14 protein-coding genes are annotated in these 15073 nt (G+C 42.3%); 8 read left to right on the plus strand and 6 right to left on the minus strand.

Annotation, left to right across the window (positions count from 1 at the left end):
• Window positions 1-104: 104 nt before the first annotated feature.
• Window positions 105-1658 (minus strand): threonine ammonia-lyase, biosynthetic, encoded by a 1554-nt coding sequence (ilvA, locus tag ACT3SX_RS09450; RefSeq protein ID WP_192519920.1) that lies wholly within the window; start codon window positions 1656-1658, stop codon window positions 105-107.
• Window positions 1659-1867: 209 nt separating this feature from the next.
• On the opposite strand from ilvA, the gene ACT3SX_RS09455 reads away from it, so the two are divergent.
• The 5 genes from ACT3SX_RS09455 to rpiA all read left to right on the plus strand — a co-directional run bounded on the left by ACT3SX_RS09455 (window position 1868) and on the right by rpiA (window position 5707).
• Window positions 1868-2230, plus strand: a complete 363-nt coding sequence (locus ACT3SX_RS09455; RefSeq protein WP_192519921.1) for an ArsR/SmtB family transcription factor — start codon at window positions 1868-1870, stop codon at window positions 2228-2230.
• A gap of 64 nt (window positions 2231-2294) precedes the next feature.
• A complete protein-coding gene (arsC, locus tag ACT3SX_RS09460) occupies window positions 2295-2699 on the plus strand; it encodes an arsenate reductase (glutaredoxin) (protein ID WP_192519922.1) in 405 nt (134 codons plus the stop codon).
• Window positions 2689-3435 carry an arsenical resistance protein ArsH gene (arsH, locus tag ACT3SX_RS09465; RefSeq protein WP_192519923.1) on the plus strand — a complete coding sequence of 249 codons (747 nt, stop codon included), beginning with the start codon at window positions 2689-2691 and terminating at the stop codon, window positions 3433-3435. Before arsC ends, arsH begins: the two co-directional genes overlap by 11 nt.
• Window positions 3436-3496: 61 nt before the next feature.
• Window positions 3497-4807, plus strand: a complete 1311-nt coding sequence (locus ACT3SX_RS09470; RefSeq protein ID WP_442069873.1) for an arsenic transporter — start codon at window positions 3497-3499, stop codon at window positions 4805-4807.
• A gap of 240 nt (window positions 4808-5047) precedes the next feature.
• The gene (gene rpiA / locus ACT3SX_RS09475; RefSeq protein ID WP_442062365.1) at window positions 5048-5707 is read left to right on the plus strand and encodes a ribose-5-phosphate isomerase RpiA; all 660 of its coding nucleotides are present in this window, start codon (window positions 5048-5050) and stop codon (window positions 5705-5707) included.
• A gap of 6 nt (window positions 5708-5713) precedes the next feature.
• Here the strand turns inward: rpiA and ACT3SX_RS09480 are convergent, their stop codons facing one another.
• From ACT3SX_RS09480 to dnaB, 4 genes are all read right to left on the minus strand, one after another.
• The gene (locus tag ACT3SX_RS09480; protein WP_442062362.1) at window positions 5714-6019 is read right to left on the minus strand and encodes a hypothetical protein; all 306 of its coding nucleotides are present in this window, start codon (window positions 6017-6019) and stop codon (window positions 5714-5716) included.
• Window positions 6020-6130: 111 nt separating this feature from the next.
• Entirely contained in the window at window positions 6131-7051 is a 921-nt protein-coding gene (gene argF / locus ACT3SX_RS09485) for an ornithine carbamoyltransferase (protein ID WP_192519927.1), read from the minus strand.
• Between the two features lie 211 nt (window positions 7052-7262).
• Entirely contained in the window at window positions 7263-8369 is a 1107-nt protein-coding gene (gene alr, locus ACT3SX_RS09490; protein ID WP_442062359.1) for an alanine racemase, read from the minus strand.
• Between the two features lie 248 nt (window positions 8370-8617).
• On the minus strand, window positions 8618-10021 hold the full coding sequence (gene dnaB / locus ACT3SX_RS09495) for a replicative DNA helicase (RefSeq protein WP_192519929.1): 1404 nt from the start codon (window positions 10019-10021) through the stop codon (window positions 8618-8620).
• Between the two features lie 345 nt (window positions 10022-10366).
• On the opposite strand from dnaB, the gene pdxA reads away from it, so the two are divergent.
• Window positions 10367-11452 (plus strand): 4-hydroxythreonine-4-phosphate dehydrogenase PdxA, encoded by a 1086-nt coding sequence (pdxA, locus tag ACT3SX_RS09500; protein WP_192519930.1) that lies wholly within the window; start codon window positions 10367-10369, stop codon window positions 11450-11452.
• A gap of 167 nt (window positions 11453-11619) precedes the next feature.
• Here pdxA and ACT3SX_RS09505 read toward each other — a convergent pair whose 3' ends face one another.
• The gene (locus tag ACT3SX_RS09505) at window positions 11620-12672 is read right to left on the minus strand and encodes a DUF4238 domain-containing protein (RefSeq protein ID WP_442062372.1); all 1053 of its coding nucleotides are present in this window, start codon (window positions 12670-12672) and stop codon (window positions 11620-11622) included.
• Between the two features lie 409 nt (window positions 12673-13081).
• On the opposite strand from ACT3SX_RS09505, the gene rsmA reads away from it, so the two are divergent.
• Both rsmA and ACT3SX_RS09515 read left to right on the plus strand, forming a co-directional pair.
• Window positions 13082-13945: a 16S rRNA (adenine(1518)-N(6)/adenine(1519)-N(6))-dimethyltransferase RsmA gene (gene rsmA, locus ACT3SX_RS09510; protein ID WP_192520823.1), complete on the plus strand. Its 864-nt coding sequence runs from the start codon at window positions 13082-13084 to the stop codon at window positions 13943-13945.
• A 129-nt stretch (window positions 13946-14074) separates the two neighbouring features.
• Complete coding sequence (locus tag ACT3SX_RS09515; RefSeq protein ID WP_444761709.1) at window positions 14075-14911, plus strand: symmetrical bis(5'-nucleosyl)-tetraphosphatase; 837 nt, start codon at window positions 14075-14077, stop codon at window positions 14909-14911.
• Window positions 14912-15073: the final 162 nt, after the last annotated feature.

The following is a 15073-nucleotide window of genomic DNA, read 5'->3' on the forward strand; positions in this document are numbered from 1 at the left end:
ATACCTATTAATGATAATTAAAAATGAATAATAACCATTTATTAAAGGCGGTTTTCCATGATTGAAATACCGCCTTGATAAATGAGTACTTAGATTTACGCCAATTATTTCAAAAACAGCTGATAGCCGATATTGTCATTGAGCATGGTACAGTTATAACCGATATCGAGCAGTGCATCTTGTAGTTGGCGAGAGTTACTCTCTGAGGCTTGTAATCCCACTAATACGCGACCTTCAGCAGCACCATGATTGCGATAATGGAACAAGGTAATATTGAAATCATCGCCCAATTTTTCTAAAAAAGTGAGCAATGCACCTGGACGTTCTGGAAAGACAATGCTCAGTAGCTGCTCGTTTTCGACATGGGCATGACCACCAATCAAGTGACGAATATGTGATTTAGCAACATCGTCATCGGTTAAATCATAGGCGTTATAACCATCAGCAGCCAACTGGTTGCTAATTGTTTGACGTTCTTTATCGCCTTCTTTTAAGGCAATACCGACAAATATTGCTGCCGGCTCCATAGAGTCTGGTGATTTTTTACTATCGGCACGATAATTAAATTCAGTGATATTACGTCCATGTAGGCGACGACAGAAGTTTAAGAATGCACCGGTTTGTTCAGGTATAGTTACTGCAAAAATAGCTTCTTTTTTCTCGCCAATTTCGGTACGTTCAGCGATATAGCGCAAGCGATCAAAGTTCATATTTGCACCGCAGACAATGCCGACACAGTTTTTATCTTTTATATTGTTTGTCTCAATGTATTTTTTCATACCAGCTACAGCCAATGCGCCTGCAGGCTCTACAATACTGCGGTTTTCTTCAAAAACATCTTTGACTGCAGCACAAACTTCATCATTGGTACAGGTGATGACATCAGGCTCAACAATGGGGCCTGAGTTGTCGCTTTTTTGTGTACGTACCACATCAAAAGGCAACTCGCCAATTTGGGCAACGGCTACGCCATCGACAAACAACCCCACTTGTTCAAGTTTGGTGCGTTCGCCTGATTCAAGAGCAGCTTTTAGGCAGGCAGATTGTTCGGCTTCTACAGCGATGACTTTGACATGTGGGGCCACCTCACCCAAAAAAGCGGCAACACCTGAGATAAGACCACCACCACCAACGGCGACGAAAACATAGTCCATATTACGCCACTGTTGCGTCAGCTCCATTCCAATGGTGCCTTGACCGGCTATGACCAACTCATCGTCATAAGGTGGAATGAAGGTCAGCCCTTCCGTTTCGGCACGATGGATGGCATAGCGATTGGCCTGATCAAAGCTGTCTCCATGCAAATCGACATTACCACCTAATGCTTTAACAGCACTGACTTTAATGTCAGGTGTGGTAGTTGGCATCACGATAATATTATTAAGTGCAAGCTTACGAGCAGAGTAAGCAACGCCTTGTGCGTGGTTGCCTGCTGATGCACAAATAACACCGCGCGCTTTTTGTTCATCGCTCAATTGGCTAATACGGTTATAAGCACCGCGCAATTTGAAAGATTTGACTGGTTGTAAGTCTTCGCGTTTAAAACGAATATCATTGGCAAAACGTTGGGTCAGCTTGGGTGCCACTTCAAGAGGTGTTTGAATCGCAACGTCATAGACGGTGGCTTGCAAGATGGCTCGTACCCAATTTGACAACATAATTTTTCCTAATACAAAGTGTAGATGGATGAATATAAAAATGAAATAGATTATCCTATGCTGATTTTGGTTATCTTGCAAGACCCTATTGTAGTTTTTAAAGTGATTTAATACTCTGAATAATATTAAAAAAATATACGGCTAGGTTTGGATGAATATTTTGTGCAAAAAATATTGAATTATTTTAATATGTCTGTATTATTGGACATATGGAAACAACTAATGCTATTGCAAGCTTTGCTGCGCTCTCTCAAGATACTCGTCTAAAGGCTTTTAGGTTGCTCGTCAGCCAAGAGCCTGTTGGTCTACCTGCGGGTGAAATCGCCCGCCAATTATCTGTGCCACATAACACCATGTCAGCCCATCTATCAGTGCTGGCGCGAGCGGGATGGGTGGTTTCTCAACGACAAAGTCGGCAGATAATCTATCGTGCTTCACTATCACATATGGAGATGGTTATTCAGTTTCTATTGCAAGATTGTTGTGCAGGTCATCCAGAACTGTGTGCCTCACTAGTAGACAGTCTAAGAGGCTGTAGAGTTGTTAATAGTAATGACTCAAACCCTGAGTAAGCTAATAATTAAGACCCTAAGAAACACACTCAAAAAACATATTCAGACAATAAGTGAGATTGCTATGACACCATTAATTTTTCACAATCCAAAATGCGGGACTTCTCGTAACACATTGGCCATCATGAAAGCATCAGGTGAGCAGCCGGATATCGTGGAATATCTAGAAAATCCGCCGACTCGTGACTACTTAGTTGAACTATTGGAAAAAATGAATATTTCGCCAAGAGAACTATTACGTAGTAAAGAGCCTATTAATGATGAGCTTGGACTAGACAATCCTGACGTATCTGATGATCAAATTATTGATGCCATGATGGCGCACCCGATTTTAATCAATCGTCCTATCGTGCTGACCAATAAAGGTGCTGCTTTATGTCGCCCATCAGAGCGCGTGTTTGAGTTATTAGAGACTCCCGTCAGTAGCTTCACTAAAGAAGATGGGGAAGTGATTCACCATGGCAAATAACACAGCAGATTTAGATGTAGTCGATTTGGGTGACTTGCCGAATATTGATGCAAATAGTATACAGCCCATTGATATTGAGTCTTTGATTAGCGCACAGGATCCACGTCATCCACCTAAAATACTGGTGTTATATGGTTCTTTACGTCAGCGCTCATTTTCTAGATTAGCAAGCGAGGAAGCGAGTCGCTTATTGCGCTGGTATGGCTGCGAAGTGCGTACTTTTGATCCGACAGGCTTGCCATTGCCTGACGCCACTGATGCCGATCATCCTAAAGTAAAAGAGCTGAGAGAGCTAGCCCAGTGGTCAGAAGGAATGCTGTGGGTGAGTCCAGAGCGTCATGGCAGCATGACCAGTATTATGAAAGCACAAATTGATTGGATTCCACTATCATCCGGTAGTGTACGTCCGACCCAAGGTAAGACATTGGCGGTGATGCAAGTCAGTGGCGGCAGTCAGAGTTTCAACACAGTCAATCAGTTGCGTATTCTTGGTCGTTGGATGCGGATGATTACGATTCCTAACCAATCGTCTATTCCTAAAGCTTTTTTAGAGTTTAATGACGACGATCGTATGGATAAATCCCCTTTGTATTTGCGTCTCGTTGATGTCTGTGAGGAGTTAGTCAAATTCACTTGGCTCACCCGTGGACGCTCTGCCTATCTAACCGACCGTTACTCTGAACGGGTAGAAAGCGCTGAAGCGTTATCAAAACGTGTCAATCAAAAGTCTCTTTAATGTCTTATGTTAAATGGGCTAAAGACGGTCGGATCACATTCAGAACACATAAGGTTGCTCCATGTTTGCATTAACTATTTTTATAGTCACTCTGGTTCTGGTGATATGGCAGCCTAAAGGGTTGGGTATTGGATGGAGCGCGATGGGCGGCGCATTAGTTGCTTTGGCTTTTGGTGTCGTGCAGTTGTCCGATGTGGGTATTGTGTGGGACATCGTTTGGGATGCGACCTTTACTTTTGTGGCGCTTATTATTATTTCACTTATCTTAGATAAAGCGGGGTTTTTCGGTTGGGCAGCGCTACATGTGGCCCGACTTGGTAATGGGCAAGGGCGCTTATTATTTCCTATGATTGTCATATTAGGTGCGTTCATCTCAGCTTTCTTTGCTAACGACGGGGCTGCATTGCTCTTGACCCCGATTGTCATCGCCATTCTACTACGCCTTAAGTTTTCACCACCATCCGCTTTGGCTTTTATTATCGCGACTGGCTTTATTGCTGATACTGCGAGCCTGCCATTAGTGACGTCTAATCTAGTCAATATTGTCAGTGCCAATTATTTTGACATTGGCTTTGGTCGTTATGCAGCAGTCATGGTGCCGGTCAATATTGTTTCCGTTATTGCGACACTCGCTGTGTTATGGATTGCCTATGCGCGGCATATTCCAAAAAATTATTCTGTGGCTGAGTTGAGTGCACCAGCATCTGCGATTGAAGATCCGCTTGTCTTCAAAGCGGCCTTTCCTCTATTAACCTTGCTACTCGTTGCTTACTTTACGACCGAATCATTAGGAATTGCAATTTCCTTGGTGACAGGAATCGCTGCGTTAATATTAATGGCAATTGCAGGTCGCTGGTGGCAAGGTGGTCGTGATGCGGTGGTTTCTGTGTCCGATGTTTTGAAAAAAGCCCCTTGGCAAATTGTATTGTTTTCAATCGGCATGTATTTGGTGGTTTATGGTTTGGGCAATGCAGGGTTAACGGCCTATGGTGCCCAAGTCTTAAATTGGTTGGGGCAGCAAGGTGCGGTTATCGCAACGGTAGGAACTGGATTCCTCTCTGCTATTGTAGCCTCTATTATGAATAATATGCCGTCTACCTTGGTTGGTGCACTGGCTATCGATAGTGCGCAAGTGCCTGATGCGACTCGTGAACTGATGATCTATGCGAACGTGATTGGTAATGACTTGGGACCGAAATTCACACCGATAGGCAGTCTTGCCACTTTATTGTGGCTTCATGTATTGGCAGAAAAAGACTATAAAATCAGTTGGGGACAATACATGAAAGTTGGGCTGATTATTACACCACCTGTGTTATTGGTCACACTACTGGCATTAGTATTATGGTTGCCTTATCTGTCTACCTTTTAAAGATTGAATCGATCTCTTGCGATTAGCGTGGTCATTACGCTGTATTACGCTGACATCGATCAAACTCATCGGGTATAATGGCGGCGCATTTTACCTCTTTTATAATGATGATAGTCGGTTCAAGATAATTTGGATACAAGGTAGGCGAGTGAAAGTACTACAAGTGGTAGGCTAAGCGAGCCTGACGCCGTATCCGATTTATATAGGACTGACTGTCCGTTTATTTCCCAAGGATTTATGATGAGTGATCAGCAAGCACAAAAGCAAGCCGCAGCCAAAGCTGCTTTAGATTATGTTGAAGATGGCATGATACTTGGTGTAGGCACAGGTAGCACAGTCAATTGCTTAATTGAGTTATTACCGACAGTAAAGCTTGCTGGTGCGGTGGCAAGCTCACAGGTTACTGAAGACAAACTTCGTGCCCTTGGTATTGAAATAGTGGATTTAAACTTTGCTGGCACGCTTGATATTTATATCGATGGTGCTGATGAAGTGAATGAGAATTTGCAACTGATAAAAGGCGGTGGCGGCGCGCTTACTCGTGAAAAAATCGTGGCAGCAGCTTCTAACAAATTTATATGCATGGTTGATGAGAGCAAAAGCGTCGAGGTCTTGGGTCGCGCGTTTCCAGTACCTATTGAAGTCTTACCACAAGCGCGTTCTTATGTTGCACGGCAATTGGCTCAATTAGGTGGTGAACCAGTATACCGTGAAAGCTTTGTCACCGATTATGGTAACGTTATTTTAGACACCTATGACTTGGATGTGAGTAATCCAATAGAGCTTGAAAAAGAGCTGAATAATATCGTGGGTGTGGTGTGTAATGGCATTTTTGCCGCTAACCAAGCTGATGTTTTATTAAAGGCTAGTAGTAATGGGGTTGAGACTATTACTCGTTAATTGATGTCATAGTTTATCGCCTTTATCCTTATTTAAGGTGGTTGTTTGATAAGGTGGGTCATCTTCATCATCGGTCAAGGAATCGGTAAAAATAGTCTGTTTGTGTTTAATCCGACTAAAGAATTTTTTATTGCTTTTAAATACAAAGATAGCACCGTGAAAATACCCCCAAAAAAATACGGGGAAAATAGCGTAAAGTACCAATTTACTTAAGTTCTTGAAACCAAGCGCACTAAGTAAGATTGTGGTGAAAAACAAGATAAAACATATCGCTAGGCTTTTATGTAGCATTTTTAGTCTGGTTTTACTCATAACGGCTCTTTGATGTTGTTGGCTTTTGATGTTTTTGCGCCATAAAAAAGGCAGGTTATTGAATAACCTGCCTTTTTATGTACTGTTCTAAGAATGATGCTGTATCAATAATTAAGACAACTTAATCTTATCTTTTAACAAAAACTCCATCAATGCTTTTTGGGCATGTAAGCGGTTCTCTGCCTCATCCCATACCACTGAACGTGGATCATCCAGCATGTCATGAGAGATTTCTTCACCACGATGGGCTGGCAAACAATGCATAAATACGACTTCAGGATCGGCTTTATCTAATAGCGAAGGTGTGACTTGATATGGCGCAAAACGACGAGCGCGGGTATTTTGTTCAGACTCTTGCCCCATGCTTGCCCATACATCGGTGACGATTAGGTTTGAGTCTTTTGCCGCATCTTGTACGTTTTCGACGAGGCTGACGCAATGAGAGAAGCGTTCCATCAGCTTAGGGTCTGGCTCAAAACCATAAGGCGCTGCCACACGAAGCTCAAAACCAAACTGATTGGCCGCTTGCATAAATGACGAACACATATTGTTGCCATCACCAACCCACGTGACGATTTTATTCTCGATACTGCCGCGATGCTCATAATAAGTCTGCATATCAGCCAGCAACTGGCAAGGATGAAACTCATCAGTTAGGGCATTGATAATAGGAACGCTAGAGTATTCAGCAAAGGTTTCAACATTTTCGTGACCAAAGGTACGAATCATGATGATATCAACCATGCTAGAGATCACACGGGCAGAATCTTCTAGCGGCTCACCACGCCCAAGCTGCGTGTCATTTGGCGACAAGAAGATAGCACTACCACCAAATTGGCCCATACCTGTTTCAAAAGAAATACGTGTACGAGTTGAAGATTTTTCAAAAATCATACCAAGTGTACGACCAACAAACGGCTGATATATCTCGCCAGCATGTTGCATCTTACGTAATTCGCTTGCGCGTTTGATAAGGGTTTCTAGTTCTTGTTTGGTTAAATCAGAGAGGGTCAAAAAATGGCGCAAACTCATAGTAATCCTAGCAGTCAATCGCAGTCAGTGAAACGTTATCAGTCTTCAATAGCATCGCGTCAGCGCGTATACTGGGGTGACAACAAACTTTTAGTATAGCGCAATTACTTCTAATGTAAACGCCCAATTTAGTTTGATTGTTTAGTCACTCCAGCAGGTGGCAAGTTCGCCGTTATATGTCGCATTTACATATTACAATAATAAATAATTATTATGCTTGTATACGCTTCGGACGTATGCTCAGGCGGCATAGTAGCTCATAGCTAATCGTACCCGCATGCGCAGCGACTTCATCAACGTGCGGTGCATCGCCCCATAGTATCACTTTGCTATCTAAAGCAATGTCTTCTGGCGCGTTACTGATATCAATCACAATCATGTCCATTGCGACACGTCCAAGTACTGCGCATTGATAACTCTGATTGCTGCTTGCCTCAATGACAGATACATAAGCATCCTCAGTGACGACACGTGGGTAGCCATCTCCGTAGCCAATACTGACTAGCGCTGTTCTCGTATCTTGCTGTGCTACCCAGCGACTACCATAGCCAATGGCATTATCTGCATGAACGGTTTGTAACGCGATAATTTGCGCGCTAAACTCCATCGCTGGCTGTAAATCTAATTCAGTGGGGCTTTTGTCAACGACCGGTGCACTACCGTATAAGATGATACCGGGACGTACCCAGTCATAATGGTATTGTGGAAAGTTGACGATACCTGCTGAATTGCACAATGAGCCTTTAATGTCGTTGCTAACGCTCTCTTTTAGAGTCATTAATACTTCTGTAAAACGCTGTATCTGCATCGCATTTAATGGATGAGCGCTATCATCGGCATTAGCAAAATGCGTAGTAAGGATAAGCCGGTATCCAGCTTCATGAAGCTGTTTAGCAGCAGCAATAACACCCTCAGCATCAAATCCTAGGCGGTTCATACCTGTATTGTATTTAATCCAAACCACTCTAGTCGCGCTACTAGCTGGTGGAATGTTTTCTAATGCCCACTGCAGTTGCGGTGCATGATGAATGACGCAGCTAATATCATGGTCAATGGCTTGCTGCCATTCATCGGCAGTAAAGGCACCTTCGATTAAACCAATGGTTTTATTCCAGCCTAACTGTCTTGCTTCGAGAGCTTCAGCTAAAGTGGCGACACCGATACCATCGGCTTGCTCTAGCGCTGGGAGAACGGCGGCGACGCCATGACCATAAGCATTGGATTTGACCATGGCCAGTACTTTAGAATGCGGTGCCAGTTTTTTAACTTGGTTGAGGTTATGAGTAATGGCTGCTGGTTTGATAGTGATAGCACGCATAATGGGCTTCTTTATTAGCAAAGTTATGAAGTGATAAAGCCAATGCTGCATCAAAAGGGCTGATGTGGCACTGGCTATGGTTATTAAGAGCTGTTTATTATCAAATGTTCAAGGTTGAGCAAGCATATAGTCAAGTCTATATAAACCAGCTACATCGTCATCCTCGCTAAGCATACTAATGTATAACTCACACTCGGTTTCCTTGTATCGAAATTATATCGAACTGACTATAGTCGGTGAAGCGGTTATTATTCGTCATTCTCAAAGCTGACGTTTTGATAGTATTCTGGCGTCAGGTTGATAAAGCGGGTAAATTGCCCTTCAAAGCCTAAGCGTATGGTACCAATAGGGCCGTTACGCTGTTTACCAATGATGATTTCAGCCACGCCTTTGTGATCTGAATTTTCATTATAAACCTCATCGCGATAGATGAACATAATCAAATCGGCATCCTGCTCAATTGCACCAGATTCACGCAAATCCGACATAATTGGGCGCTTATTAGGACGGTTCTCTAGACTACGGTTAAGCTGTGATAGCGCAATGACTGGGCACTCAAGCTCACGTGCTAAGGCTTTTAAGCTACGAGAAATTTCGGAAATTTCTCCAACGCGGTTACCATCTAGGCTCGGCACCTTCATCAGCTGTAGATAATCGACCACGATAGCACCTAGGCGACCATCATGGTTTTTGGCGATTCGGCGACAGCGTGAGCGCATCTCAGATGGAGGCAGAGCAGTACTATCATCGATATATAAGTGCTTAGATTGTAGGTGTTGAATGGCATTCATCATTTTTGCCCATTCATCTTCATTCATTTGTCCAGAGCGTAGGTGCGTCTGATTAATCGCACCCCATGAGGACAGTAGACGCATCACGATAGACTCAGCGGGCATTTCCATCGAAAATACCACGACGGGCAGGTCTTCGTTAAATAAAATGCCTTCTGCCAAGTTCATGGCAAACGTTGTTTTACCCATCGAAGGACGCGCGGCGACAATGATTAAATCTCCTGCTTGCAAACCCTGTGTTTTATTATTCAGCTCAGCAAAGGGTGTTTGTAAACCAATCATGCCGTCTGGATTTGATTTTAGCTCTTGAATCTTATCGATGACGTTGGTTAACACAGAAGTAATACCGACTGGTCCACGCTGCTCAGCACGTTTGTTATGTTGCTCATTGATACTGAATATTTTTCCCTCAACATTATCCAAAATATCACTGACGCTTTGGTCTTTTGGGTTATAAGCAAGTGCTAACATGTCATTGCCCGTGGTAATCAACTGGCGTAAGGTTGATAGCTCACGTACGCGCTGTGCATAAGCAGTGAGGTTAAATAAGGTAGCAGGACTTTGACTTAAAATATCAGCCAAGTAACTGTCACCACCTGCGCCTTTAAGTAGCTTTTGCGCTTCCAACCAGTCATGCACCATGACCGTGTCATAAGGCTCATTGACCGCTGCCAAATGAGCAATCGCATCAAAAATATATTGGTGTCGCCCAGCATAAAAGTCATCTTTGGTGACAATATCAGCAATTTTATCGTAAGCCTCTTCGATACTCATCAATGACGCCAGCAGCGCTTTTTCAATATCGATATTGTGCGGCGGTGTTTGATTGAGTAAGTCGTCGGTTTTTTCGGTATCTGCCATGAGCGCCTAATGTGTTAAAAGTCAATATAAAACAGGGAGTGAATAAATAAATAGCTACTTGGTATCAGTATTGGTCGTAATAGCGATGTTGAAAAACAAATGTGGCAGGCTTCTACGATAGAAGTACTAAAACAGGGTCTTATACTTGCCAGTAAATGCTACAATCAGATGCGAAAGTTTAACACATTATGCAATTTTTTTGGGCGCTATGAACAACTATTTCTGGAATAATTGATATTTTTGCGCTGAGAGATAGCTACTCAAATATGGTCGTAAGTGTTTGATTTTTTCATAAAAAATATAATAAAATCATGTATTTAAAATAAATGTAAAGGTGTCGTTATTATGCAAGACAAGCTACCATTATTAATCACAACAGGTGAGCCTGCGGGCATTGGTATGGATGTCGTGCTGTTATTAGCAGCAGAGGGTAAGTTACAAGATTTTGACCGTCCAATTTGGGTAACTGCGGATAGCACTGCCATGAAAGTGCGTGCAGAGAATCTCGTAATGGCAGGCGCATTAAAAAACTGTCCATCATGGCAGACAGTAGACGCAAATATAGACGCAGATGATTTCTTAGAGCAGATGTCACCGAATACGACCCATAGTGACAGTGCTTTTATTTTGCTTCATACACCTTGTGCAGCACCAGTTATCTCTGGGCAAATCAATATTAGCAATTCAGCAATGGTGGCCAAACAACTGGATATGGCGCATAAGCTTGCAACAAACAAAACTGTGGCTGCTATTGTCACCGGTCCACTGCAAAAGTCAGCGTTGATAGATGCTGATATCAAGTTATTGGATGGCACCATGTTTAGCGGTCATACTGAGTTTTTTATGCAGCAAAGTGGCTGCGAGAAAGTGGTCATGATGCTTGCAAACGAAGCAATGAAAGTCGCGCTGGTCACCACACATTTACCACTAAAAGATATCCCTGCTGCAATCACATCTGACAATGTACGCCAAACGGTGCAGATTGTCATTGATGAGATGAAAGCAAAATTTGGCTTAACGCATCCGCGTATCTTAGTATGCGGCCTCAATCCACATGCGGGCGAGGGCGGCCATTTAGGTGTTGAGGAGATTGATATTATCAATCCAGTATTGCAAGAATTCATCGATGCAGGCGTAGACATATCAGAGGCGATGCCAGCGGATACGTTATTTACCCCAAGACATCTAGCAAAATGCGATGCAGTGATTGCTATGTATCATGACCAAGGGTTGCCAGTGCTCAAATCACACGGCTTTGGTGATACGGTTAATTTGACTTTAGGATTGCCTTATATTCGTACCTCTGTTGATCACGGTACAGCACTTGATTTGGCAGGGCGAGGAGGTGCGAGTGCTACTAGCTTATACCAAGCGCTACTCATGGCAAATGAGATGGCTAATAAGTCACTTATCGATATACCTATTACATAAGTCAGTAACTTAACAAGATTTTTTACGCAGTATTGGATAACGTTACCGTCAGTAGGTCCTATTTATGCACCATTAAGTAGGACCTAATGTAGGTGGTTTATTCATGGGTTTGAAGAGTGAAATAGTTGGTTACGCTGAGGTATACCTTAATAAATGACTTCGAAAAATCATCCTATTTTCACACTTGGTCCATATTTGTACTGCTCGTCCATAGCAAGCATTTTCTGCACTACTTCGAAATCATCTATTCCAGAAAAAACATATCTTTCTGATTGTGCGACTTGCAAACTATTTAAATGTTTTAGCTTCTCATCTTGTATAAGGTACGAGGTACCATCTTCAAAGCTTTTTGCCATTTCTATACATGAATTTAGGTTTTTCACCGCTTGTAAAAACTCAGTCTCAGTTTGATTTGCCTTATCTAGAACCAACTTCTTTTGAGATGCATTTAATTGATTGAAAACGTCTAATATTTTAGGTCGACTTGATATCTCCGCTGCTTGTTGGGCTTTCAACTTAGAAATCGAAGGACAAATTAAACCTAATGTAATAGTAGATGATAGTGGAATATAAATCTCTATGCCTTCAAGGGTAATGCCTAAGTTGCCATATAGCCCCATATTAATACTGTTGTATAGTGTGACTGGATTATCAGATATGAAAAATGGGTTTTCTTTCGTTGTCTCAAAAAGTATCCAGGATTTTTTTAAAAGAATTGATATTACTTCTGCTTGGCTTACTATTCCATCGAGAAAAACATTTTTACGATCGCTGGACCCTTCCGCTCCAAATCCAGTTTCTACTTTCTCACCCGAAGGATTCATTTGTGTGAGACGTGCATCAAGAGTGCTAGCAATACGCTCTATTAACTGCAAACGTGTGTTTGTCCTTGATTGCTGTACAGCTATAAATTCGGCGATTATGTACATATTTTTTTCAGACAACCAATGAATGTTCTGCTCTTCAACTATTTTTTTAATTAACGGAGCTGCTTGATCTTCATATATACCAAGAACAGGCTCCAAACTTATTGAATCAGGATGATCTACAAAGTTATAAAATGAATTCATTGTGGTTGCATTAAATACAGTTTGTTCAAAGCGTTTTTCATTTAATTTATCGAAAGTAAACAACCTATTTCTCTTGCCACCTGTCTCAAAACTAAACTTATCCAATAAAAATCGGGGTACGGTATGCTGCTTCTTAACATCAGTAGTCATTTTCAAAGTTTTATCCCTTAGTGTATTAAAATTAAACAATTATTTAGCGTTCTATATTTTTATTAAAAAGCATGCTGCATAAGAAAACCGTATCGCAAATCCTATCTAGAATAGTTGATATTGAGTTCGAGAAGCTGAAATTCTATACACTCAGAAGTATATAGGTACTGCAACAGCCTAATATTCAAGTTTTACTAGGAAACACTTTTGTTCCCATAAGAGACGTTATAACAAATGATGTTGGGCAGAAGACGTCACGGTATCTGTTGCGATAAAGTATGGGTAGCTTATCGATAATAATTTTTCAATAATACAGCCTAATTCTGAGCTGTGTTATAATTCGTCATTATATGATTGGCATATTGTTGCCATTATTGCCCATTTATCTTTTATACATTAAGACTCTTCTATGTCCAAAACTCCGTTTGACGCTCAATCTATTTCTAGCAGCCTACGTGCTGTTAAACACCAACCGCGTAAGCGCTTTGGTCAAAATTTCTTGCATGATGGCAGCGTCATTCGCGAAATCGTTGAAAGTATTCGTCTAGAGCGTGATGACAACCTAATCGAGATTGGACCAGGAATGGGCGCGTTAACCGAGCCGTTATTGGCAGAAGTCGACGCGATGACCGTAGTAGAGTTAGATCGTGATTTGGCAGACAGTTTGCGTATTCGTATTGGTGCCAACAGCCATCCGAATTTTGAGATTATTAAAGACAACGCGATGCATGTAGACTATCGTGAGCTGTATAGTCCTGAGCGCGGCAAGCTACGTGTGGTCGGCAACCTGCCATATAATATCTCTACCCCGATACTTTTCCATCTACTCAGCTATGCTGATGTGATTCAAGACATGCATTTTATGTTGCAAAAAGAAGTGGTCGAGCGCATCACGGCTGATGTGGGCAGCAAAACTTATGGTCGCTTATCAGTCATTATGCAATACCATTGTGACACAGATTATCTATTGACCGTACCACGCGGTGCTTTTAATCCACCGCCAAAAGTCACCAGTGCTGTATTTCGTTTGACGCCACATATCAACAAACCAATCGTAGCGGAAGATGAAGAATACTTTGCGATTGTCGTACGCGAAACTTTCAACCATCGCCGCAAGACGCTACGTGCTATCTTCAAAAAATCAGCGTTATTACCAACACTGAGTGAAGACGATTTTGCAGCTTGCGGTATCGATCCGCAGGCACGCCCTGAAGTCTTAAGTGTGAAAGATTTTGTCAATTTGAGCAATCAGGCGCGCAACGTAGAAGGTTGATTTAACTTTTTGTTGATTGACTCGCAGCCGATCATTTCTCAATAGTATTCACATAAAACGATTCATGCTAAGAGCACTCACTTAAGAGTGCCCTTATATCAATTCATATCTAAAAAGTATAGAGGTACCATGAGTTTTCGCCACCAGTATGTCATTGGAGACCTGCAAGGTTGCTATGCTGCTTATCTTAAGTTGCTAGAAACTTTAGATTTTGATCCAGCACAAGATAAATTGTGGTTTGCAGGTGACTTGGTAGCGCGTGGTGAGGATTCATTGAGTGTTTTACGTGATGTTAAAGTACTCTGTGAACAAGGATCGGCAGCGACAGTCCTTGGTAATCATGATATTAATTTGATTGCTGTTTGGCGCGGTGCAGCAAAACTCAAAAAGAAAGATAAGACCGCACCAGTTTTTGCTGCTGATGATTGTGATGAGTTGCTTGAATGGCTACGTCATCAGCCGCTACTGGCCTATCCTGATGAACAAACAGTACTGGTGCATGCTGGTATTCCACCGCATTGGAGTATCGATGAAGCAGCAGGCTATGCACAACAAGTAGAATCGCAATTACAAAGCAGGCTGTGGCAGCTCGATCGATTATTACCAAATTTATATAGCAAGTCAGCTGATGATTGGCAGCCAAATATCAATGGCTTTACTAAAATGCGCGCCATCACTAACTATTTTACGCGTATGCGTCTATGTAAACAGGATGGCACGCTTGAGTTTGGCTTTTCAGCAGGGTTAGATGAACCTATGCCTGAGGATTTCTTGCCTTGGTTTGAGTGGCAAGTACCGCGTACGCGCAAGATATTATTTGGTCATTGGGCTGCGCTAAAAGGTGAGGTTGATTTGCCACATGCACGTGCACTCGACGGTGGCTGTGTGTGGGGCAATTGTCTATTGGCTTATAGATTGGGTGACGGTCAGGTAATAGCGTCAAGCGCGCAGTGTCCGAGTTCATAATGAGGGTTGTAACTGAAAGTGGTATGTAAGATTAGATAAGTGGTTTGTTTAAAGCAGTTCTGAAAATAGAGTCTGTTTTGAGTGGTTCTTTAAATCAATTAAGGGGCTTGTTCGGCGGTTTCCTTGGGGTATACCCTAATTTACGATCCTTACTTCAAATCA

The organism is Psychrobacter sp. AOP31-B2-9, from assembly GCF_052378005.1.
Lineage (GTDB): Bacteria > Pseudomonadota > Gammaproteobacteria > Pseudomonadales > Moraxellaceae > Psychrobacter.

Bases quoted from the DNA above. Each gene is read 5' to 3' on its own strand.
- ilvA (WP_192519920.1), bottom strand. From the start codon at position 1,658: ATGTTGTCAAATTGGGTACGAGCCATCTTGCAAGCCACCGTCTATGAC.
- ACT3SX_RS09455 (WP_192519921.1), top strand. From the start codon at position 1,868: ATGGAAACAACTAATGCTATTGCAAGCTTTGCTGCGCTCTCTCAAGAT.
- arsC (WP_192519922.1), top strand. From the start codon at position 2,295: ATGACACCATTAATTTTTCACAATCCAAAATGCGGGACTTCTCGTAAC.
- arsH (WP_192519923.1), top strand. From the start codon at position 2,689: ATGGCAAATAACACAGCAGATTTAGATGTAGTCGATTTGGGTGACTTG.
- ACT3SX_RS09470 (WP_442069873.1), top strand. From the start codon at position 3,497: ATGTTTGCATTAACTATTTTTATAGTCACTCTGGTTCTGGTGATATGG.
- rpiA (WP_442062365.1), top strand. From the start codon at position 5,048: ATGAGTGATCAGCAAGCACAAAAGCAAGCCGCAGCCAAAGCTGCTTTA.
- ACT3SX_RS09480 (WP_442062362.1), bottom strand. From the start codon at position 6,019: ATGAGTAAAACCAGACTAAAAATGCTACATAAAAGCCTAGCGATATGT.
- argF (WP_192519927.1), bottom strand. From the start codon at position 7,051: ATGAGTTTGCGCCATTTTTTGACCCTCTCTGATTTAACCAAACAAGAA.
- alr (WP_442062359.1), bottom strand. From the start codon at position 8,369: ATGCGTGCTATCACTATCAAACCAGCAGCCATTACTCATAACCTCAAC.
- dnaB (WP_192519929.1), bottom strand. From the start codon at position 10,021: ATGGCAGATACCGAAAAAACCGACGACTTACTCAATCAAACACCGCCG.
- pdxA (WP_192519930.1), top strand. From the start codon at position 10,367: ATGCAAGACAAGCTACCATTATTAATCACAACAGGTGAGCCTGCGGGC.
- ACT3SX_RS09505 (WP_442062372.1), bottom strand. From the start codon at position 12,672: ATGACTACTGATGTTAAGAAGCAGCATACCGTACCCCGATTTTTATTG.
- rsmA (WP_192520823.1), top strand. From the start codon at position 13,082: ATGTCCAAAACTCCGTTTGACGCTCAATCTATTTCTAGCAGCCTACGT.
- ACT3SX_RS09515 (WP_444761709.1), top strand. From the start codon at position 14,075: ATGAGTTTTCGCCACCAGTATGTCATTGGAGACCTGCAAGGTTGCTAT.